At 34.6% G+C, this 22623-nt stretch carries 15 protein-coding genes and 4 tRNA genes; all 19 read left to right on the plus strand.

The features are described 5' to 3' along the window. Nucleotides 1–17 precede the first annotated feature (17 nt). The 19 genes from hpf (at nucleotide 18) to AC23MC_RS04270 (ending at nucleotide 22605) form a co-directional block, all read left to right on the plus strand. Nucleotides 18–320, plus strand: a complete 303-nt coding sequence (hpf, locus tag AC23MC_RS04180; RefSeq protein WP_248435028.1) for a ribosome hibernation-promoting factor, HPF/YfiA family — start codon at nucleotides 18–20, stop codon at nucleotides 318–320. A 91-nt stretch (nucleotides 321–411) separates the two neighbouring features. Beyond that, nucleotides 412–485 (plus strand) — tRNA-Thr (locus AC23MC_RS04185). 83 nt (nucleotides 486–568) lie between these two features. After that, nucleotides 569–650, plus strand: a tRNA-Tyr gene (locus AC23MC_RS04190). Nucleotides 651–680: 30 nt separating this feature from the next. Next, a tRNA-Thr gene (locus AC23MC_RS04195) sits at nucleotides 681–752 on the plus strand. A gap of 54 nt (nucleotides 753–806) precedes the next feature. Next, on the plus strand, nucleotides 807–1994 hold the full coding sequence (gene tuf / locus AC23MC_RS04200; protein WP_487567168.1) for an elongation factor Tu: 1188 nt from the start codon (nucleotides 807–809) through the stop codon (nucleotides 1992–1994). Nucleotides 1995–2050: 56 nt separating this feature from the next. Further along, nucleotides 2051–2121: transfer RNA gene (locus tag AC23MC_RS04205), tRNA-Trp, on the plus strand. Between the two features lie 15 nt (nucleotides 2122–2136). Continuing rightward, nucleotides 2137–2334, plus strand: a complete 198-nt coding sequence (gene secE, locus AC23MC_RS04210; protein ID WP_487567169.1) for a preprotein translocase subunit SecE — start codon at nucleotides 2137–2139, stop codon at nucleotides 2332–2334. An 8-nt stretch (nucleotides 2335–2342) separates the two neighbouring features. Beyond that, entirely contained in the window at nucleotides 2343–2894 is a 552-nt protein-coding gene (nusG, locus tag AC23MC_RS04215) for a transcription termination/antitermination protein NusG (protein WP_112086200.1), read from the plus strand. Nucleotides 2895–2959: 65 nt separating this feature from the next. Beyond that, nucleotides 2960–3397: a 50S ribosomal protein L11 gene (gene rplK, locus AC23MC_RS04220; protein ID WP_129463946.1), complete on the plus strand. Its 438-nt coding sequence runs from the start codon at nucleotides 2960–2962 to the stop codon at nucleotides 3395–3397. A gap of 13 nt (nucleotides 3398–3410) precedes the next feature. After that, nucleotides 3411–4100, plus strand: a complete 690-nt coding sequence (gene rplA / locus AC23MC_RS04225) for a 50S ribosomal protein L1 (RefSeq protein WP_487567170.1) — start codon at nucleotides 3411–3413, stop codon at nucleotides 4098–4100. Nucleotides 4101–4122: 22 nt separating this feature from the next. Next, on the plus strand, nucleotides 4123–4638 hold the full coding sequence (gene rplJ / locus AC23MC_RS04230; RefSeq protein ID WP_487567171.1) for a 50S ribosomal protein L10: 516 nt from the start codon (nucleotides 4123–4125) through the stop codon (nucleotides 4636–4638). A 62-nt stretch (nucleotides 4639–4700) separates the two neighbouring features. Next, the gene (gene rplL / locus AC23MC_RS04235; protein WP_487567172.1) at nucleotides 4701–5078 is read left to right on the plus strand and encodes a 50S ribosomal protein L7/L12; all 378 of its coding nucleotides are present in this window, start codon (nucleotides 4701–4703) and stop codon (nucleotides 5076–5078) included. Between the two features lie 265 nt (nucleotides 5079–5343). Beyond that, on the plus strand, nucleotides 5344–9156 hold the full coding sequence (gene rpoB, locus AC23MC_RS04240; RefSeq protein ID WP_487567173.1) for a DNA-directed RNA polymerase subunit beta: 3813 nt from the start codon (nucleotides 5344–5346) through the stop codon (nucleotides 9154–9156). 270 nt (nucleotides 9157–9426) lie between these two features. Further along, a complete protein-coding gene (gene rpoC, locus AC23MC_RS04245; protein ID WP_487567263.1) occupies nucleotides 9427–13734 on the plus strand; it encodes a DNA-directed RNA polymerase subunit beta' in 4308 nt (1435 codons plus the stop codon). Nucleotides 13735–13738: 4 nt separating this feature from the next. Next, entirely contained in the window at nucleotides 13739–14050 is a 312-nt protein-coding gene (locus AC23MC_RS04250) for a DUF3467 domain-containing protein (RefSeq protein WP_487567174.1), read from the plus strand. 659 nt (nucleotides 14051–14709) lie between these two features. Then, on the plus strand, nucleotides 14710–17505 hold the full coding sequence (locus tag AC23MC_RS04255) for a T9SS sorting signal type C domain-containing protein (protein WP_487570629.1): 2796 nt from the start codon (nucleotides 14710–14712) through the stop codon (nucleotides 17503–17505). A 30-nt stretch (nucleotides 17506–17535) separates the two neighbouring features. Continuing rightward, on the plus strand, nucleotides 17536–19224 hold the full coding sequence (locus AC23MC_RS04260; RefSeq protein WP_487567176.1) for a GEVED domain-containing protein: 1689 nt from the start codon (nucleotides 17536–17538) through the stop codon (nucleotides 19222–19224). Nucleotides 19225–19266: 42 nt separating this feature from the next. Continuing rightward, a complete protein-coding gene (locus AC23MC_RS04265; RefSeq protein WP_487567177.1) occupies nucleotides 19267–21558 on the plus strand; it encodes a T9SS sorting signal type C domain-containing protein in 2292 nt (763 codons plus the stop codon). 180 nt (nucleotides 21559–21738) lie between these two features. Beyond that, nucleotides 21739–22605: an ABC transporter permease gene (locus AC23MC_RS04270; protein ID WP_487567178.1), complete on the plus strand. Its 867-nt coding sequence runs from the start codon at nucleotides 21739–21741 to the stop codon at nucleotides 22603–22605. Nucleotides 22606–22623: the final 18 nt, after the last annotated feature.

Genomic DNA, 22623 nt, shown 5'->3' on the forward strand with positions numbered 1-22623 from the left:
ACCTTAAAAATTAGATTATGAAGGTAAATGTTAATGCTGTAAACTTTAATATTGACGGAAAGTTAGTAGATTTCATTCAAGTTCGAATGGATAAATTGGAAAAATATTATGACAAAGTAGTTGTTGCTGATGTTTTTTTAAAGGTAGAATCTACCAGTGAGAAAGAAAATAAAATTGTTGAGATCAAAATTCATGTTCCCGGAGACGATTTTATGGTAAAAAAACAATGTAAAACGTTTGAAGAAGCAGTTGATTCTTCTACAGAAGCATTAGAACGTTTGCTTTTAAAAAGGAAAGAAAAAATCAGAACACACATATAGTATAATTTTTTTTAAAAAATGTTTTGATTGACAAATAAATTCTATACATTTGCAGTCCGTTAGAAATAGCGGACTTTTTTTATTGAGTAACGCCGGTGTAGCTCAGCTGGCTAGAGCAGCTGATTTGTAATCAGCAGGTCGTGGGTTCGAGTCCCTCCATCGGCTCAATTAAAAGATTGATAATGAAATGTTTTGTAAGAATAAGATTCTAAAGCATTTACGTTCATTTAAAAGTTTAAAAATTTTGAGGGGAGATACTCAAGCGGCCAACGAGGGCGGACTGTAAATCCGCTGATTACATCTTCGCAGGTTCGAATCCTGCTCTCCCCACAAATTTTAAATTGAAAAGATTAATTTCTTGCCGGTGTAGCTCAGGGGTAGAGTGCTTCCTTGGTAAGGAAGAGGTCACGGGTTCAATTCCCGTCATTGGCTCAAATTTGTAAGAATTAAACACTATTATATAACTAAGATTAAAAATTAATTAAAATGGCAAAAGAAAATTTTAATCGTTCCAAACCACACTTAAATATAGGTACAATTGGACACGTGGATCACGGTAAAACTACTTTGACAGCTGCTATTACAAAAGTATTGTCTGAGAAAGGTTTCTGTCAAGCAAAATCGTTTGATCAAATTGATAACGCTCCTGAGGAGAAAGAAAGAGGTATTACTATTAATACTTCACACGTAGAGTATGAAACAGCTAACCGTCACTACGCACACGTTGACTGTCCAGGTCACGCGGATTACGTTAAGAACATGGTTACTGGTGCTGCTCAAATGGACGGTGCTATCTTAGTAGTTGCTGCTACAGATGGTCCAATGCCACAAACACGTGAGCACATCCTTTTAGGTCGTCAGGTAGGTATTCCAAGAATCGTTGTATTCATGAACAAAGTGGATATGGTTGATGATGCTGAGCTTTTAGAGCTAGTTGAAATGGAAATCAGAGACTTATTATCTTTCTATGATTATGATGGAGACAATGGTCCGGTTATCCAAGGATCTGCTTTAGGTGGATTAAATGGAGATGCAGCATGGGTTGACAAAATCATGGAATTAATGGATGCTGTTGATGCTTGGATCGAAGAGCCAGTGCGTGATAATGCAAAACCATTCTTGATGCCTGTTGAAGATGTATTTACAATTACTGGTCGTGGAACTGTTGCTACAGGTCGTATCGAAACAGGAGTTGCAAACACTGGAGATCCGGTTGAAATCATCGGTATGGGTGCAGACAAATTGACTTCTACAGTAACTGGAGTTGAAATGTTCCGTAAAATCCTTGATAGAGGTGAAGCTGGAGATAACGTAGGTCTTTTATTGAGAGGTATTGACAAAGCTGATATCCGTAGAGGTATGGTAATTTGTAAGCCAGGTTCAGTAAAACCACACGCTAAATTTAAAGCTGAGGTTTATATTTTGAAAAAAGAAGAAGGTGGTCGTCACACACCATTCCACAACAACTACCGTCCACAGTTCTATGTAAGAACAACTGACGTAACTGGTACTATTTCTTTACCAGCTGGAGTTGAAATGGTAATGCCAGGTGATAACTTAACTATTGATGTAACGTTGTTGAGTCCAATCGCTCTTAACCTAGGTTTACGTTTTGCTATCCGTGAAGGTGGTAGAACAGTAGGTGCTGGTCAGGTTACTGAAATCGTTGAGTAATTCTTAAATATATAAAGCCAGTTCATATTCTTCGGAGTATGACTGGCTTTTAACAAACGGGTGTAGTTCAAGGGTAGAATAGCGGTCTCCAAAACCGTTGATGGGAGTTCGAATCTCTCCATCCGTGCAAAAATCAATTATAATGACAAAAGTTGTTAACTATATAACAGATGCTTTTCAAGAACTTAAAACTAATGTAACTTGGTTACCTTGGTCAGAAGTACAACGTTTAACCATAATTGTAGCAGTTTTTACAATCGTATTTTCTTTAGCTACTTGGGGTGTTGATGAAGTTTTCAGAAAAGCAATATCAGGATTTTTTAATTTGATAAAAGGATAATATCTGTTATGGCTGATAGTAGTTTGAAAAAGTGGTATGTAGTTAGAGCTGTAAGTGGCCAAGAGAATAAGGTTAAAACTTACATCGAAAACGAAATTAATCGTCTTCAATTGGCAGATCATATTGCTCAGGTTTTAGTTCCTACCGAAAAAGTAGTGCAAGTAAGAGATGGCAAAAAAATAGCAAAGGATAAGGTATATTTTCCCGGCTATGTAATGATTGAAGCTAACTTGATTGGTGAAATTCCACACATTATTAAATCTATTACAGGAGTAATTGGTTTTTTAGGTGAAGTAAAAGGTGGAGATCCTGTGCCTTTACGTTTATCTGAGGTAAACAGAATGTTAGGAAAAGTAGATGAATTAGCTGTTACTGCCGATACTCAAAACATACCGTTCAATATTGGTGAAACAATCAAAGTTATTGACGGTCCTTTCAACGGATTCAATGGAACTGTTGAAAAAATTAATGAAGACAAGCGTAAACTTGAAGTAATGGTGAAAATTTTCGGAAGAAAAACACCTTTAGAATTAGGGTTTATGCAAGTAGAAAAAGTATAATTTGTTACATTATTATAAACCGCATCTTGCTTCCAACTGAGATGTGCTAAATTTTTTTAAAAACAATGGCTAAAGAAGTTAGTAAAGTAGTTAAACTACAAGTAAAGGGAGGTGCCGCGAATCCTTCGCCACCGGTCGGACCTGCTTTGGGAGCTGCTGGGGTTAACATCATGGAGTTCTGTAAGCAATTTAATGCGAGAACTCAAGATAAACCCGGCAAAGTTTTACCAGTACAAATTACTGTGTATAAAGACAAATCGTTTGATTTTGTTGTAAAAACTCCACCCGCTGCTATCCAATTATTGGATGCAACAAAGCTAAAGTCAGGTTCAGGTCAACCAAATCGTAAAAAAGTAGCAAGCGTTACTTGGGATCAAATTAGAACAATTGCCGAAGACAAAATGGTAGATTTAAATGCATTTACTATCGAGTCTGCTATGAGTATGATAGCAGGAACAGCTCGTTCTATGGGTATAACAGTATCAGGAGTAGCTCCTTTTTAATTAAAAGAAAGACATGGCAAAATTGACAAAAAAGCAAAAAGAGGCTGCAGCAAAAATTGAAAAAAGCAAATTATATTCTTTAAAAGATGCTTCTGCATTATTAAAAGATGTTGCTTCTGCAAAATTTGATGAGTCTGTTGATATCGCAGTAAAATTAGGAGTTGATCCAAGAAAAGCGAATCAAATGGTAAGAGGTGTGGTAGCATTACCACACGGAACTGGTAAAGATGTTAGAGTTTTAGCACTTGTTACCCCAGATAAAGAAGCGGAAGCTAAAGCTGCTGGTGCAGACCACGTAGGTTTAGACGATTATCTACAAAAAATTAAAGATGGTTGGACAGATGTTGATGTTATCATCACAATGCCTGCTGTTATGGGTAAATTAGGTCCATTAGGTCGTATATTAGGACCTAGAGGTTTAATGCCTAACCCAAAAACAGGTACGGTAACTATGGATGTTGCAAAAGCTGTTCAAGAAGTGAAAGCTGGTAAAATCGACTTTAAAGTAGACAAAACTGGTATCGTTCATGCCGGAATTGGAAGAATTTCTTTCAATGCAGACATGATTGTAGATAATGCTCACGAAATTATTCAAACATTAATCAAAATGAAACCAACTGCAGCTAAAGGTACTTACATCAAGTCTATTCACTTGTCAAGTACTATGAGTCCTGCAATTGCTTTAGATCCTAAAGCAGTTTAATTGGTAGTTAAACAATTATATTATGACTAGAGAAGAAAAATCAAGAGTTATTGAAGATTTAACTGCACAGTTGGCTGATAGTAATGTTGTCTACATTGCAGATATTTCTAACCTTAATGCTGAAACTACTTCAAATCTTAGAAGAGCTTGTTTCAAAGCCGGAATTCAATTAAATGTTGTAAAAAACACTTTGTTGGAAAAAGCAATGGAAGCTTCTGCTAACGATTATGGAGATTTACCTTCAATATTAAAAGGAAATACTTCAATAATGATTGCTGAGAACGGAAACGCTCCTGCAAAAATCATTAAAGAATTCCGTAAAAAATCTGATAAACCTCTTTTAAAAGGAGCATATATTCATCAAGCAGTATTTATTGGTGACAACCAATTAGACGCACTTGTAGCTCTTAAATCAAAAGAAGAAGTTATTGGAGAAATCATCGGTCTTCTACAATCTCCTGCTAAAAATGTTGTATCCGCTCTTAAATCAGGTGGTGGCAAAATTGCAGGAATTGTTAAAACCTTATCGGAAAGATAAGAACCCCGCGAGAACGCACTTAATAAATTATATTTTACAAACTATTTAAATCGATAGAAAAAATGGCAGATTTGAAACAATTCGCAGAACAATTAGTTAACTTAACAGTTAAAGAGGTTAACGAATTAGCAACAATTTTAAAAGATGAGTATGGAATTGAGCCTGCAGCTGCTGCTGTAGTTGCTGGTCCAGCTGCTGGTGGTGGAGACGCTGCTGTAGTAGAAGAACAAACTGAGTTTACAGTAGTATTAAAAGACGCTGGTGCTTCTAAATTAGCTGTAGTTAAAGCTGTTAAAGAATTAACAGGTTTAGGTCTTAAAGAAGCAAAAGATTTAGTTGATGCTGCTCCTTCAAATGTAAAAGAAGGTGTTTCTAAAGATGAGGCTGAAGGTCTTAAAAAATCTTTAGAAGAAGCTGGAGCTGTAGTAGAGCTTAAATAAGCTAACTTAGGTTTTAAGAACTAGGTTTAGGTCTTGGATTAACCTCCAACGACCTAAACCCTTTTTCGTATAATAAAATTAAAACAAGTTTTATTATCATATTAGTTTAATATACGAAAAAATTTTTGATCGATACGAAGAAAAAAATGTAAATGAATTATACCATTTATTTTTAGAGATGTATCGGTTTTAAAAAAGAAAGTATAAGTTAAACAGTGTAATTACACAAAAAATTACTTTTTTTTAATCAAAATTTTGTCCATTGATGATAACAAATCAGACTGAAAGATTGAATTTTGCCTCAACTAAAAATATACCACAATATCCTGATTTTTTGGATATTCAGGTAAAATCTTTTAAGGATTTCTTCCAATTGGAAACGAAATCCGACGAAAGAGGCAACGAAGGTCTATACAACACCTTCATGGAAAATTTTCCAATCACCGATACAAGAAACAATTTCGTACTTGAATTTTTAGATTATTTTGTAGATCCTCCTCGTTATTCTATTTCAGAATGTATCGAAAGAGGTTTAACCTACAGTGTGCCGTTAAAAGCTAGGCTAAAACTTTATTGTACAGATCCTGAACATGAAGACTTTGAAACAATAGTACAAGATGTATATTTAGGTACTATTCCTTATATGACGCCTAGCGGTACTTTTGTAATCAATGGTGCTGAAAGAGTTGTTGTATCGCAGTTACACCGTTCACCTGGTGTTTTCTTTGGACAGTCATTCCATGCCAATGGAACCAAATTATATTCTGCCCGGGTAATTCCTTTTAAAGGATCTTGGATAGAGTTTGCTACCGATATCAACAACGTAATGTATGCGTATATCGATAGAAAGAAAAAATTACCTGTAACCACTTTATTCCGTGCAATCGGTTTTGAAAGAGATAAAGATATTCTTGAAATCTTTGACCTTGCTGAGGAAATTAAAGTATCAAAAACAGGATTAAAAAAATACATCGGACGTAAATTAGCTGCTCGTGTGTTAAACACTTGGCACGAAGATTTCGTTGATGAAGATACAGGAGAAGTAGTTTCTATCGAAAGAAACGAAATCATCTTAGATCGTGATACCATTATCGATAAAGATAATGTGGAAGAAATCATCGATTCTAATGTGAAATCTATTTTGTTACATAAGGAGGATAATAATCAAGCTGATTATGCTATTATCCACAACACGTTACAAAAAGATCCAACCAACTCAGAAAAAGAAGCCGTTGAGCACATCTACCGTCAGTTGCGTAATGCAGAACCGCCTGATGAAGAAACCGCTCGTGGTATCATAGATAAATTATTCTTTTCTGATCAACGTTATAACTTAGGTGAAGTTGGTCGTTACAGAATGAACAAAAAATTAGGTTTGGATATCCCAATGGAAAAACAAGTGTTGACCAAAGAGGATATTATTACTATCGTAAAATATTTGATTGAATTAATCAACTCTAAAGCAGAGATTGATGATATTGATCACTTATCAAACCGTCGTGTTAGAACAGTTGGCGAACAACTTTCTGCACAATTTGGTGTAGGTCTTGCCCGTATGGCTAGAACTATCCGCGAAAGAATGAACGTTAGAGATAACGAGGTGTTTACACCAATCGATTTGATTAATGCTAAAACATTATCATCGGTTATCAACTCTTTCTTCGGAACCAACCAGTTATCTCAATTTATGGATCAAACAAATCCATTGGCTGAGATTACACACAAAAGAAGATTGTCTGCCCTAGGACCAGGTGGTCTTTCGAGAGAGAGAGCCGGATTCGAGGTGCGTGACGTTCACTATACACATTATGGCCGTCTTTGTCCGATTGAAACGCCTGAGGGACCAAACATTGGTTTGATTTCTTCACTTGGTGTTTATGCTAAAGTAAACGGAATGGGATTCATCGAAACACCTTATCGTAAAGTGACGAATGGTGTGGTTGATTTAAAATCTGAACCAATTTACTTAAGTGCAGAAGAAGAAGAAGGCAAAATGATTGCTCAGGCAAACATTGAAATGGATGCTAATGGAAAAATTACTGCCGATAAAGTTATTGCTCGTGAAGAAGGCGATTTCCCGGTAGTTGAACCAAATGTTGTTCATTACACAGACGTTGCTCCAAACCAAATTGCATCGATTTCCGCTTCGTTAATTCCTTTCTTGGAACACGATGATGCGAACCGTGCGTTGATGGGATCAAACATGATGCGTCAGGCCGTACCATTATTACGTCCTGAAGCTCCAATTGTTGGAACCGGTTTAGAAAGACAAGTTGCTTCAGATTCAAGAGTATTAATCAATGCAGAAGGAAATGGAGTAGTAGAGTATGTTGATTCTGAGAAAATTACCATTAAGTATGATCGTACAGATGCAGAACGAATGGTAAGTTTTGACTCAGATGACAAAACATATCAATTAATTAAGTTTCAAAAAACAAATCAAAGTACATGTATTAACCTAAAACCAATCGTAAGAAAAGGAGATAGAGTTACTAAAGGTCAAGTGCTTTGTGAAGGATATGCAACACAAAACGGAGAATTAGCTATCGGTAGAAACCTTAAAGTTGCATTTATGCCATGGAAAGGATACAATTTCGAGGATGCAATTGTAATCTCTGAAAAAGTTGTTCGTGATGATATTTTTACTTCTATCCATATCGATGATTATTCATTGGAAGTTCGTGACACCAAATTAGGTAACGAAGAATTAACCAATGATATTCCAAACGTTTCAGAAGAAGCGACAAAAGATTTGGATGAAAACGGTATGATTAGAATTGGTGCCGAAGTTAAACCTGGCGACATTCTGATCGGAAAGATTACTCCAAAAGGAGAATCAGATCCAACACCTGAAGAAAAATTATTACGTGCCATCTTTGGTGACAAAGCCGGTGATGTAAAAGATGCTTCGTTAAAAGCTTCTCCATCATTACACGGTGTTGTTCTTGACAAAAAATTATTTGCAAGAGCCGTTAAAGATAAGCGTAAGCGTACAAAAGATAAAGATGATTTGGCTTCATTAGAAATGGAGTTCGAAGTAAAATTCAACGAATTAAAAGATAAATTAGTTGATAAATTATTCAACATCGTAAACGGAAAAACATCGCAAGGTGTAATGAACGATTTAGGAGAAGAAGTTTTGCCAAAAGGTAAAAAATATACTCAAAAAATGTTGAATGCTGTTGAAGATTTTGCTCATTTAACAAAAGGTCAATGGGTAGCCGATGACGAAACCAATGTGTTAGTTAACGATTTGATTCACAATTATAAAATCAAATTAAACGATTTACAAGGTGCGTTAAGAAGAGAGAAGTTTACAATTACTGTTGGAGATGAATTACCAGCCGGAATTTTAAAATTAGCTAAAGTTTACATCGCTAAGAAACGTAAATTAAAAGTGGGTGATAAAATGGCAGGTCGTCACGGAAATAAAGGTATTGTTGCTCGTATCGTGAGAGACGAAGACATGCCATTCTTAGAAGACGGAACGCCAGTTGACATCGTATTAAATCCTCTTGGTGTACCATCTCGTATGAACATCGGTCAGATTTATGAAACTGTTTTAGGATGGGCTGGAAAGAATTTGGGAAGAAAGTATGCAACGCCAATTTTTGATGGTGCTACAATCGATCAAATTAATGAATTAACAGACGAAGCAGGAATTCCAAGATTTGGTCATACCTATTTATATGATGGAGGAACCGGAGAACGTTTCCACCAAGCAGCAACAGTTGGAGTAATCTATATGTTGAAATTAGGTCACATGATCGATGATAAGATGCACGCACGTTCTATCGGACCATACTCGCTTATTACGCAACAACCATTGGGTGGTAAAGCTCAATTTGGAGGTCAGCGTTTTGGAGAGATGGAGGTTTGGGCTCTTGAAGCATACGGAGCTTCCAGCACTTTAAGAGAAATATTGACGGTAAAATCAGATGACGTAATCGGTAGAGCAAAAACTTACGAAGCAATCGTTAAGGGCGAGCCAATGCCGGAGCCGGGATTACCAGAATCATTCAACGTTTTAATGCACGAATTGAAAGGTCTTGGTTTAGACATCCGATTAGAAGAATAGTACAAGTTGTCAGTAGGCAGTTGTTAGTGTTCAGTTTGATACTGCTTACTAAAAACTGACCACTGACCACTTTTTTAAATTAGTTTTCAGGATTTATACCCGTAAACCGTTCCGATTTTTTATAGAAACAAATGTTTTTATAATTAGCACTTCAAGAAAGGCTTGAAGTTTAGAGAAGTAATTCGAGGTAGTGTTTATGATCAGAAGTTAGTTTTGACATAAATTAAAATCAATTTTTTAATTGCAAATAAATCAATAGTAAAAACTATGATGAATAATAGAAATAATAATAAAGACAAAAATCCAGTAAAGAGGTTTAATAAAATTACTATCGGATTGGCTTCACCGGAATCTATTTTGGCTGAATCAAGAGGAGAAGTTCTTAAACCTGAAACAATCAATTATAGAACCCACAAACCAGAACGTGATGGTCTTTTCTGCGAAAGAATTTTCGGCCCTGTAAAAGATTATGAATGTGCTTGTGGAAAATATAAAAGAATTCGCTACAAAGGAATCGTATGTGACCGTTGTGGTGTGGAAGTTACTGAGAAAAAAGTACGTCGTGATAGAGTAGGACACATCAATTTGGTTGTGCCAATCGCTCACATTTGGTATTTCCGTTCGCTTCCAAACAAAATTGGATACATTTTAGGTTTACCTTCTAAGAAATTAGATATGATTATCTACTACGAAAGATACGTAGTAATTCAAGCCGGTATTGCCCAAAATGCAGAAGGAGAATCATTATCAAGATTAGACTTTTTAACTGAAGAAGAGTATTTGAATATTTTAGATACACTTCCGATGGAAAACCAATATTTAGATGATAATGATCCTAATAAATTCATCGCCAAAATGGGTGCTGAATGTATTATGGATTTATTAGCTCGTACAAATCTTGACGAATTATCTTATGATTTACGTCACGCAGCGAATAATGAAACATCTAAACAAAGAAAAACTGAGGCGTTAAAACGTCTTCAAGTTGTTGAATCTTTCCGTGAAGCAAATCTAAACAGAGAAAATCGTCCGGAATGGATGATTTTAAAAGTAATTCCGGTTATTCCACCAGAATTACGTCCGTTGGTGCCACTAGATGGTGGTCGTTTTGCAACATCAGATTTAAATGATTTGTATCGTCGTGTAATTATTCGTAATAATCGTTTAAAAAGATTAATGGAGATCAAAGCTCCTGAAGTAATCTTACGTAACGAAAAACGTATGTTGCAAGAAGCGGTTGACTCATTATTTGATAATACACGTAAAGCTTCTGCTGTTAAAACAGAATCAAACAGACCATTAAAATCGCTTTCAGATTCATTGAAAGGTAAACAAGGTCGTTTCCGTCAAAACTTATTAGGAAAACGTGTGGATTATTCTGCTCGTTCTGTAATTGTCGTTGGACCGGAATTGAAATTGTTCGAATGTGGTTTGCCCAAAGATATGGCTGCAGAATTGTATAAACCATTCGTTATTCGAAAATTAATCGAAAGAGGAATCGTTAAAACAGTTAAGTCCGCTAAGAAAATTATCGACAAAAAAGAACCGGTTGTATGGGATATCCTTGAAAATGTAATCAAAGGTCATCCGGTATTACTAAACCGTGCTCCTACGTTACACCGTTTAGGTATTCAAGCATTCCAACCAAAATTAATCGAAGGAAAAGCAATTCAGTTACACCCATTAGTGTGTACGGCTTTTAACGCGGATTTTGATGGTGACCAGATGGCAGTTCACTTGCCTCTTGGACCGGAAGCTATTTTGGAATCTCAACTATTAATGTTGGCTTCTCATAATATCTTGAATCCTGCAAACGGAGCTCCAATTACCGTTCCTTCTCAGGATATGGTCTTGGGTCTATATTATATGACCAAAGAACGTTTGTCTACGCCGGAACACAAAATTTTAGGTGAAGGTTTAACTTTCTATTCTGCCGAAGAAGTAAATATTGCTTTAAACGAAGGAAGATTAGAGCTAAATGCTCGCGTAAGAATTAGAGCGAAAGATTTCAATGAAAATGGTGAATTAGTATTCAAATTAATTCAAACAACTGCCGGTAGAGTATTATTTAATGAAGTAGTACCGGAAGCTGCAGGATATATTAACGAAGTTTTAACCAAAAAATCTTTAAGAGATATTATTGGTAGAATTTTATCGGTAACGAATGTGCCAACAACCGCTGCTTTCTTGGATAACATGAAAGATATGGGGTACAAATTTGCATTCCGTGGAGGGTTATCATTCAGTTTAGGTGATATTATTATTCCTCACCAAAAACAAGAATTGATTGCCGATGCAAGAGAAGAAGTAGATGCAATTACCATGAACTATAACATGGGATTAATTACCAACAACGAAAGATACAATCAAGTTATTGACGTTTGGACCTCTAAAAATGCTTTGTTAACAGAATTAGCAATGAAAAATATCCGTGAAGACCAACAAGGTTTCAACTCGGTATATATGATGCTTGACTCTGGAGCAAGGGGTTCTAAAGAACAAATTCGTCAGTTAACCGGTATGCGTGGTTTGATGGCTAAGCCTAAAAAATCAACTGCTGGTGGTGGTGAAATTATCGAAAACCCGATTCTTTCTAACTTTAAAGAAGGTCTTTCAATTTTAGAATACTTTATTTCTACGCACGGTGCTCGTAAAGGTCTTGCCGATACGGCTTTGAAAACGGCCGATGCCGGATACTTAACAAGAAGATTACATGACGTTTCTCAAGATGTTATCGTAAATACAGAAGATTGTGGTACGTTAAGAGGAATTGAAGTGTCTGCGTTGAAAAAGAATGAAGAAATCGTTGAAACATTAGGCGAAAGAATTTTAGGTCGTGTTGCACTTCAAGATGTAATCAACCCATTGAATTTAGAAGTATTGGTTGAAGGCGGTCAAGAAATTACCGAAGCAATCATGAAAGCTATCGAAGCTTCTCCTTTAGAAAGAGTAGAAGTAAGATCACCATTAACTTGTGAAGCAGCTAAAGGAATCTGTGCAAAATGTTACGGAAGAAACTTAGCAACGGGTCGAATGACTCAAAAAGGTGAAGCAGTTGGTGTAATTGCTGCACAATCGATTGGTGAACCAGGTACACAGTTAACACTTAGAACGTTCCACGTTGGAGGGGTTGCTGGTGGTATGTCTGAGGAATCAAGCATTGTAACGCGTTTCAAAGGTAGATTAGAATTAGACGATTTAAAAACTGTAAAAGGTGAAGATGCTGATGGAAATGCAATTGACATTGTAATTTCTCGTTCAACAGAATTAAAATTAGTTGACGAAAATACAGGAATCGTTTTAAATACACATAATATTCCTTATGGTTCTACCATTTTTGTAAAAGATGGTCAAACTGTAGATAAGGGAACAACAATCTGTAAATGGGATCCATATAACGGAGTTATTATTTCTGAATTTACCGGAAAAATTGCTTATGAAGATTTAGAACAAGGACAATCGTTCCAAGTTGAAATCGATGAGCAAACCGGTTTCCAAGAAAAAGTAATTTCTGAAGGAAGAAACAAAAAATTAATTCCAACTTTATTAATTTATGGTAAAGACGGCGAATTAATTCGTTCATACAATTTACCGGTTGGAGCTCACTTAATGGTAGACGATGGCGAGAAAATTAAAGCAGGTAAAATTTTAGTAAAAATCCCAAGACGTTCGTCAAAAACTGGCGATATCACAGGAGGTCTTCCTAGAATTACCGAACTTTTAGAAGCTCGTAATCCATCAAACCCAGCAGTAGTATCAGAAATTGATGGTGTTGTTTCGTTTGGAAAAATCAAAAGAGGTAACCGTGAAATCATCATCGAATCTAAATTTGGTGAGATTAAAAAATACTTAGTAAAATTATCTAACCAAATTTTGGTTCAAGAAAATGACTTCGTAAAAGCGGGTATGTCTTTATCAGATGGTGCAATTACGCCGGAAGATATCTTAAGAATCCAAGGGCCTTCAGCTGTTCAACAGTATTTGGTTAATGAAATTCAAGAGGTTTACCGTTTACAAGGTGTAAAAATCAATGATAAGCACTTTGAGGTAGTTATCCGTCAAATGATGCGTAAAGTAAGAGTAGAAGATCCGGGAGATACATTATTCTTAGAAGAACAATTAGCTCATACAAAAGATTTCATTATCGAAAATGATAAATTATTCGGTATGAAAGTGGTAGAAGATGCTGGTGATTCTCAGAACTTAAAAGCAGGTCAGATGATAACACCGAGAGAATTGCGTGATGAAAACTCATTGTTAAAACGTGAAGATAAAAACCTTGTAGTGGCTCGTGATGTAATTACAGCTACTGCAACGCCGGTTCTTCAAGGTATTACAAGAGCTTCTCTTCAAACAAAATCGTTTATTTCTGCGGCATCGTTCCAAGAAACAACGAAAGTGTTAAACGAAGCTGCTGTTGCAGGAAAAGTTGATACGTTAGAAGGCTTGAAAGAAAACGTTATTGTAGGACACAGAATCCCTGCCGGAACCGGTATGAGAGAATATGACAACAACATCGTTGGATCAAAAGAAGATTATAACGAATTAATGGCTGCAAAAGAAGAATATAATTATTAATAACATGAGCGATAACAATCAACAACCAGGACAAATCAATATTGAATTGGATGAAAAAATAGCGGAGGGAATTTATTCCAACTTGGCAATTATAAATCATTCAGCATCAGAATTTGTATTGGATTTTGTAACACTAATGCCGGGAGTTCCCAAAGCAAAAGTGAAATCGAGAATTATCCTAACGCCTCAACATGCAAAACGCTTGTTAAAAGCAATAGGAGAAAATATTCATCGATTTGAAGTGGCTCATGGAGAAATAAAAGACTCCGACCAACCACAAGTTCCCTTGAGCTTTGGTCCTACAGGTCAAGCATAATAAGCTTATTAAGAACAAAAACCTCCGAGAAATCGGAGGTTTTTTTGTTTAAATAAATCCAAAAAAGTTAAACCTACGTATATCACCCGTATTTGTTTTTCAATGTATAAAATTACGTTCTGTCAAAAATTTTGTTTTTTTGTAAAAAAAATACCCATTTATAGGTATTTTTTAGCATAGTATTTTATCTTAATTTCGCTACGAAAATTAATTTTCCTTCCCCAAATCTTTAAAAGGCAAATTATATCGATTTAATACTACAAGAGTGCATTTCAACGATTATTTTAACATATCATCGTTAAATATTTAATAGTGAGTAGTAGTGGTGTAATTTTGACAAATAAATTAAGATTTCCAATAAATCAGGACAAGAACAATTGTATAATATTAATTTACAATTAATTAACATTTGTTTAGAATGACTCTAAAATGTGTTTTTCTTGTTTTTATTAAGAATTTAGTAACAATAATTTATTAAAAAATGTTAAATAAACCTACATTTCTCATTTGGACAATAAATGATGTAAACTAACCAAACAAATACCACAAAAGTTATATTGTTTTTAGTATTACTGCTAAGTTAAACTTAGCTGCACAACATTGTTATAATTTTAAATACAGAAATATAAAAATTTTAATACAAGCCCTAAAATATGAAAATGGTAAATAAATTTAATTCGATTCAAAAGTTTTGCTTTTCTTACAAAGCAATTCTAGTCTGTGTTTTCTTGTTTTCTTCACTTGGAGAAGTCTTTGGGCAAAATGGACAGTATGTTATAAGTGGTGGTTTAGGAGGTGCTACAGTAGTTTTGGGTGGACCAACGAATTGGCAATCATCCCCATTTATTTCAGGCAGAAGAGATACACGTGTACAATATCTTTATGAAGCTGACGATTTATTTTCGGCTGGAGATGCTGGTTATAGAACAATAACTTCATTAGCGTTTAAAGTTGATGGCTTTAGTAATCTGTCAACATTACCCAATTTTGAAATGAAAAACATTACTATCAAAATGGGTCACACTATTGCTACTTATGACGGAATTAGTAATTCTGGTCCCAAACCTGTTTGGGGAATCACTATGCCTCCTCAAGGAGAATGTACTTGGGACGGGTCAAGTGTTGAGGAATATTTGACAATTGTTAAAAATCCATTTAACTTGGTAATTAATGAAGAAGGTTGGGTTGAATTAGAACTTGATAATCATTTTGTTTGGGATGGTGTTAATAGTGTAGTTGTAGAAATTTGTAAGTCAGATGATCAAATTAATAGTGCTAGATATTTTTTTGAAGGAATAATTCGAACTCCTGCGAGTAGTCCATCTTCGGTGCAGCCGTACACATTAACACGTAGTTTATACTCGCATGCAAATGGTGGAAGTCTTCATACAGCGGGTTGTGAAATGGAATTCCCTGGGGCGACATTATATAATACTGTAAATTCAGCTTTGAGTTTTTCTCTAAGAAAATCAAGACCAAATATCAGATTTACCTTTCAATGTGCAGGTGCTCCTGAAGGTGGTGATGCAGTTATTTTGGCTGAGAATTATTGTTTAGGCGGAGATGTAACATTACGGGTAGTTAATGATGAAAAGTCATCCGGGCTAAACTATCAATGGGCATCTTCTCCAACAGATTTCGGTTTTGTAGATATACCAGGTGAAACGCAAGCCACATTAGTGGTTGAACGTGCAGAAGTTGATATGTGGTATCAAAGAACAGTTGGATGTAGTGATGATTTGCCTGCTGGATTGCGTTATTCTGCACCTATAAAAGTAAAAGGTATAAATACTTGGGATGGAACGTTTTGGAGTTTTGGAACAGAGCCAACAGTAAATGATCCTGTTAAAATTTCTGGCGATTTTGATACCGCCGTAGATGGAAGCTCAGTACTTGAAGCGTGTAGTTTACAAGTTCTTTCTGGAACATTTACAGTTAAATCGGGAGATATTATTTCACTAAAAGAAAAACTATTTGTTCACGATGATGCTACCGTTATTTTTGAAAATAATGCTAGTTTAATTCAAGAAAATGATGCTGCTATTAACCAAGGAAAAATTAAATATAAAAGAGACACTCAGTTAGTTCGTTTGTTAGATTACACATATTGGTCTTCGCCTGTAAGCGGAATGACTCCTAGTCAATTTTCTTCTAACACTCCAACAAACCGTATTTTTCACTGGAATCATTTAACACAAGGTTGGGCAGGTGGTGCAGCTGTTGTAAATAGTCCCATGATTCCTGGAAAAGGATATATAATTCGTGCTCCAAATGGTTACCCTACTACTGGTGGCAACGTTTTTACTGGTGTTTTTGAAGGGGTTCCTAACAATGGAAATGTTTCTGTTGAAGTACAAGGTAATTTAATGGCTCCTAGTACCAATTGGAATTTGATAGGAAATCCTTATCCGGCTGCCATTGATATTGAAAAGTTTTTAACGGCTAATAGTAGTGTTTTAGATGGTACAATTCGTTTATGGACACATAATACTGCACCAAGTGCAATTCCATCTTATCCCGGTTTTACTACTCAAGCATTAAATTATAGTTCAGACGATTATGCTATTTATAATTTTACAGGCTCAGTAGGCACAAGTAATGCCTTAAATACAGGTGTTAACAATTCAACTCCGGAGCGATTTATAGGAGCTGGACAAAGCTTTATGGTAGAGGGTATCGCCTCAGGTACTGCTTCGTTTAATAACCTAATGCGAAAAGATGTTTCCGGTTATGACAATTCTCAATTTTTTAGAAATTCAACAAATACACAAGCACCGGCAAACGAAAAAAATCGACTTTGGATGGAAGTTGTTCATCAAGACGGAAAGTTTAAAAAAGCAATGGTAGGTTATGTCGAGGGAGCAACGAATGGAGTTGACTGGGGTTACGATTCAAAAATAAAGCTCACTGGGGAACTTTTGTTTTACAGTTTAGTAGAAGATCAAAAACTAGCTATTCAAGGTAAATCGTCACCTTTCAATCAAAATGATGTAGTTCCTTTAGGTTTGTCAACAACACTTTCTGGTGAGTTCATTTTAAACTTGTATCAATTTGATACTTTGTTTGAAAACCAAGAAGTTTATTTACTTGATAAGTACACCAATACCTTTCACAATATAAAAGAAGAAATGTATCTGTTTTCAAGTAGTGCAGGAACTTTTGATGATCGTTTTGAACTTCGATTTACCAACGAAACACTTAGTTTGAACCCGAATTTAAATACAAAAAACAATCTCTTGTGTTATGCAAAAGAAACAGCTATAATGATAAAATCAAATGATATTCAAATAGATGCTGTCGCAGTTTATGATAGTGCAGGTCGTTTGTTATTTGATCAAAATAAAGTAAACACATCCGAAATAACGATTACAGAGATAGCCAAGAATAATCAATTATTGTTGATTCAGGTTGTAACGGATGAAGGAATAAAGTCAATTCACAAAATAATATTTTAAATATAAAAGTAAACGATTCAATTTTTAGCTATGACAAAAAAATACAAATTCTTAAATCAATCAACCAATATTGATAAATTGATACACATGAAAAAGCATATTACTATTACTTTCATGCTAATTCTTTTCTTTTCCTCATTTAACAGCATAAAGGCTCAAGAGACTTTTACACTAGGTGATGGTACAGAGTCATATAATACGTTAGGAGTTTCTCCAATTGCTACGATAAACCGTAACAACAGATCACAGTATATGTATTATGCAGAAGAATTATATAACGCCGGATTTAATATTTCCGGAAATGTAGTTTCATTAGCAATTAATGTTACTGAACTTGGTTTGCCATCAAGTTTGAAACCCGAAAATATTAAAATTAAAATGGGGATGACTACTTCATTTGAAATGGGACCAAACCTAGTTAACAATTTACCTGTTTATTATGAATCATCAGTTGAAAATATAACTCAATTAGGTTGGCACACTTTTGTGTTAGATACTCCATTTGCATGGGATGGTTTTAGAAATATTATTGTTGAGATTTGTAGAAATAATGAAAATTTTGGAACAAGCTTTTCAGTAGAATGCAAGAATTTTCCTTTTGGAGATGTTGTTACAGCTGCAAACTTTACCAATGATGAAACTGCCAATGGTTGCAGTCTTTCAAATGAGAATCTTTTACCTGCATTATTTGCTCTAAGAAGACCTAATATGCAATTTACAATTACTAATCCTTGTGAAACAACTCCATCAGGAGGGCAAACAATAGTAACTGCTGGGCCTTATTGTAATGGTGAAACGTTTACACTTTCAGTTCAAAATGGATCAATCGAATCTGGTTTGTCATACCAATGGCAATCTTCACCAAATGATAACGGACCATGGTCTGATATTCCTGGTGCTACAGATGCCTTCTTGGAAACTTCTCAATCAATAGCAACCTATTACAGAAGAGCAACAACTTGTGATATAGCTTCTTCAACCGTATTTGATTTTCCTCTACTTGTTGGCGGAGAAGGATGTTATTGTACTTCATTAGTCGTAAATGAAAATGCAATTGGTATAACGAGTGTTTCCTTAGAAGGAACAACCAATTCGTCTTCAAGCACACCTGCTTATACAAATTTTACAGGATTGCAAATTGAAGTAGAACGTGAAACTATGGTTTCTCTTTCAGTAAATGTAAATACTATGGGCGGAACAAACTATACGATGGCATGGATCGACTGGAATCAGAATAGTGAATTTGAAGCTAGTGAATCATTTGAATTGGGTTCTGTAACAGGAGGAACTAATGTGAATTCTGGAATAGTAGCTACCTTCGAAGTTCCTGCAGATGCAGCGTTAGGCTCTGCTATCATGAGAGTTAGGACTAAACAATCAAGTTCCTCAGATTATCCATCACCATGCGATTCTATCGAAAATGGTGAAGCAGAAGATTATACTATAGTGGTTACTGAAAATTTAAGCATTGGTGATTTTTCACCGTTAAAAGGAAATGTTATTATAGCTACTAATTCAAATGGTATTCATTTTAAAGGTTCTGAAGAGTCAATTCAAAAAATTGAAATTTACGATTTGAGTGGAAGAGTAGTAATGAGTAAAAATGTTGCCGATGAAATTGAATTTTCTGTAACAGATTTTAATCAAACACAACAACTTTGGATTGTAAAGGTTAGCTTGACAAACGGACAACAAATCGCAAAAAAAATAATTTATTAAAAAAAAATATACCTACTAATAGTTTACTTAAATAATATTACGATGAAATTTAAATTTATTTCTAAAATAGCTTTTTTGATATTGACCTTTCTTGTTACAATAACAAGTTCGGCTCAATGTAATGAACCTTCTGGCATAATAGTCAATAATATTGATGCTGTTTCAGCTACACTTACTTGGACCGCATCAAGTTCTGCACCAGGAATTGGTTATAGTTTTGAAGTTAGAACATCTGGAGCTCCAGGTAGTGGTGTACTTGGTTTAGTAGATAGTGGTTCTTCGTTAGATGATGTTTTAACCTCACAAATCACCGGTTTGTTATCCGATACGATGTATTCTGTGTATATGCGTTACCAATGTAGTGCTGCTCCAGATGTGTTTAGTAGTTGGACAGCTGCAACAGTTTTTTCAACAACTGCTTTAGCGGCTCCAATAGCAGGTGTGCAATCTGGACTTTCTGATACTTTTTTTACAGCTCGTTGGATTGCTGTGCCTGGTGCTACAGGATATAGATTGGATGTGAGTACAGAAAGTGATTTTTCAATTTTGTTACCTGCTTATTCTAATTTATTTGTATCATCGGGCTTAACAACCAAGTTGGTTTCTGGTTTAGATCCTTCTACAGAATATTATTACAGAGTGAGAGCCGAAGGAAATAGTGGAAGCGGACAAGTTACCAGTGATAATTCTAATGTGATTATGGTTACAACTCTAGACGAACCCTCATTTATTGCAGTTTGGTCTGAGGGTGCGTGGTTAAATGATATTTTCCCAACAGCAGATCATGATGTGTTTTTAGATGATGATTTTGTTTCAGATGAAAATAATGAATATATGTTCGAAGTAAAAAGTTTAACCCTAAATGAAGGATATACATATACAATAAAGCCAAATTTTTATCTTTTTGTTTATGAAAATGTTGTCAATAACAGTACGCCTGATTCTTTTGTAGTAGAAAATAATGCAAGTTTGTATTTTGCAGATGATTTTGCTCCTGCAAATGAAGGTGAAATTACAGTCAAAAGAAATAGTTCAAATATTTTTAGATTAGATTACACTATGTGGTCTTCTCCTCTTACGGGTTCACAAACTTTAAAAGATTTCTCTTCTCAAACGGCGGATAATCGTTTTTATGATTACAATACAACAAACAACAACTTTTCTGTAAAAGACCCGTTTTCAACAACGTTTACTGCCGGTAAAGGTTACTTAATTAGAGCACCAAATAATTTTGTTTCTAATAATGGAACAAATTTACCTCAATCATGGACAGGTAGTTTTGTAGGAGTACCAACAAATGGAGAGATATCGGTTGCATTAAGCACGGCAGACCAAGGTTATAATATGGTAGGAAATCCTTACCCAACAGTAATCAGTGCAGATGTATTTTTAGAAGAAAATTTAAGTAATGTTGATGGAACTATTTATTTTTGGAGAAGATTAAATAATCCTACAGGTGCAGGAGATTTAGGCTCTTTTTATGCTTCATATACCGAGTTTGGCGGAGTTGGATCTGATACAAGTGATGCACCAAATAGTTTTATCCAAATAGGACAAGGATTTTTAGTAAAAGCATTATCTTCTGAATTGGTTTTTAATGCAAGTATGAGAGTTCCAGATAATTTTGAAAATCAATTTTTTAGATCATCAAATTTGAATGAAAGCGAAAAGCACCGTATGTGGTTAAGCTTAACAAATGAAAGTGGTGTTTTTAGTAGAATGTTAGTGGGATATGCAGAAGGTGCAACTGATGATAAAGATCGTTTAGATGGTAGTTATATCAATGATTCTGATGTAGCACTAACTTCGTTAATCAACAATGAAGAATATTCAATTCAGGCTAAAGCATTGCCGTTTAAGGTAGAAGACACAATTCCACTTGGTTTTAAAGTTGTAGTTGCTGGAGAATATACCATTTCATTAAGCAAAATGGATGGTTTGTTTGAAGCAGGTCAACTAGTTTATTTAGAAGATACCTTTACATCAACTATTCACAATTTAAGTGCTTCAGATTATATATTCTCTGCAGAGTCAGGTGATTTTAAAAATCGATTTGTATTGCGTTTCACAAATGAAGTATTGAGCATAGATCAGCCTTTGGATGTAAATGCAGTTGCTGTTTTTGTAAGAGATAATACAATCAATATAAACACAGGTAATGTTCAAATGCAATCAGTAATTGTCTTTGATGTTCAAGGAAGAAAGTTGTTATCTCAAGAACAAGTTAATTCATCTGAATTAAACATTAATTCTTTAACTAAGAGTAACAACGTCTTAATTCTTCAAATTAAAGATGAAAATAATAATACAGTAGTGAAAAAATTAGTTTTCTAGTTTTTGCATGAACAAATTGTAAAATCTAAATCATTACATAAATATAATTTAGAAAAAATCAATTTTAATTAATAGAGTTAGAAGCCTCCAGTACAGGAGGCTTTTTTTTATTAGATTTATCCCCATTTCACCTAAAATTTTGAATTAAAAACAATACATTTGAAAAAATTTTTTTTGAAGATGAGTAAAACAAAAAGCGAAGAATGGTTATTCGAAATTTCTCCAAAAAAAGCAGCTTTTGAAATCAATTTTAAAGAGTTGTGGCACTACAGAGATCTTTTGATGTTGTTTGTAAAAAGAGACATTGTAACTTTTTATAAACAAACTGTTTTGGGGCCATTATGGTTTATCATCCAACCTTTGCTAACCTCAGTCATACAATTCATAATTTTTAGTAAAATTGCAGATATACCTTCCGATGGAGTGCCCTATTTTTTATTTGTACTTGCAGGTAATATTTTGTGGTTTTATTTTTCAGATTGTTTAAAAGCTGTTTCAGAAACTTTTACCACTAATCAAAATATTTTTGGAAAAGTATATTTTCCCAGAATAATAATGCCTCTAAAAGTTATTGTTTCAAATTTGGTAAAATTTAGTATTCAATTTGTTTTCTTTATCATTGTTTTGATTTATTACATATATCAAGGTTATGATATAAATCCATCTTTATTAGTGTTAATTACTCCAGTTTTACTATTTATGATTGCTATTTTAGCAATAGGAACTGGTATGCTCATATCTTCATTAACTGTTAAATACAGAGATTTAAATTTTGTAGTTACATTCGGTATCTCACTCTTTATGTATATAACGCCAATCGTTTATCCAACGACGTTAGTTTTAGAAAAAATTAATCCAAAATATCATATATTAGTTTATTTAAATCCATTGACGGGTATTTTAGATTTTTTTAAATATGCTTTTTTAGGATCTGGTTCAATTGATTTGATTTATTTGCTCTATTCTTTAGTATTCGGATTGGTTGTTCTTTTTTTAGGCGTTTTGGTATTTAATAGAACAGAAAAGAGTTTTATTGATGTAATTTAATTTTGAGAATGAATTTAA

It is taken from the genome of Flavobacterium sp. T50_26 (assembly GCF_057652995.1).

What these genes read in the sequence shown, in the direction of transcription:
- hpf (WP_248435028.1), top strand. Translation starts at nt 18, where the DNA reads ATGAAGGTAAATGTTAATGCTGTAAACTTTAATATTGACGGAAAGTTA.
- tuf (WP_487567168.1), top strand. Translation starts at nt 807, where the DNA reads ATGGCAAAAGAAAATTTTAATCGTTCCAAACCACACTTAAATATAGGT.
- secE (WP_487567169.1), top strand. Translation starts at nt 2,137, where the DNA reads ATGACAAAAGTTGTTAACTATATAACAGATGCTTTTCAAGAACTTAAA.
- nusG (WP_112086200.1), top strand. Translation starts at nt 2,343, where the DNA reads ATGGCTGATAGTAGTTTGAAAAAGTGGTATGTAGTTAGAGCTGTAAGT.
- rplK (WP_129463946.1), top strand. Translation starts at nt 2,960, where the DNA reads ATGGCTAAAGAAGTTAGTAAAGTAGTTAAACTACAAGTAAAGGGAGGT.
- rplA (WP_487567170.1), top strand. Translation starts at nt 3,411, where the DNA reads ATGGCAAAATTGACAAAAAAGCAAAAAGAGGCTGCAGCAAAAATTGAA.
- rplJ (WP_487567171.1), top strand. Translation starts at nt 4,123, where the DNA reads ATGACTAGAGAAGAAAAATCAAGAGTTATTGAAGATTTAACTGCACAG.
- rplL (WP_487567172.1), top strand. Translation starts at nt 4,701, where the DNA reads ATGGCAGATTTGAAACAATTCGCAGAACAATTAGTTAACTTAACAGTT.
- rpoB (WP_487567173.1), top strand. Translation starts at nt 5,344, where the DNA reads ATGATAACAAATCAGACTGAAAGATTGAATTTTGCCTCAACTAAAAAT.
- rpoC (WP_487567263.1), top strand. Translation starts at nt 9,427, where the DNA reads ATGAATAATAGAAATAATAATAAAGACAAAAATCCAGTAAAGAGGTTT.
- AC23MC_RS04250 (WP_487567174.1), top strand. Translation starts at nt 13,739, where the DNA reads ATGAGCGATAACAATCAACAACCAGGACAAATCAATATTGAATTGGAT.
- AC23MC_RS04255 (WP_487570629.1), top strand. Translation starts at nt 14,710, where the DNA reads ATGGTAAATAAATTTAATTCGATTCAAAAGTTTTGCTTTTCTTACAAA.
- AC23MC_RS04260 (WP_487567176.1), top strand. Translation starts at nt 17,536, where the DNA reads ATGACAAAAAAATACAAATTCTTAAATCAATCAACCAATATTGATAAA.
- AC23MC_RS04265 (WP_487567177.1), top strand. Translation starts at nt 19,267, where the DNA reads ATGAAATTTAAATTTATTTCTAAAATAGCTTTTTTGATATTGACCTTT.
- AC23MC_RS04270 (WP_487567178.1), top strand. Translation starts at nt 21,739, where the DNA reads ATGAGTAAAACAAAAAGCGAAGAATGGTTATTCGAAATTTCTCCAAAA.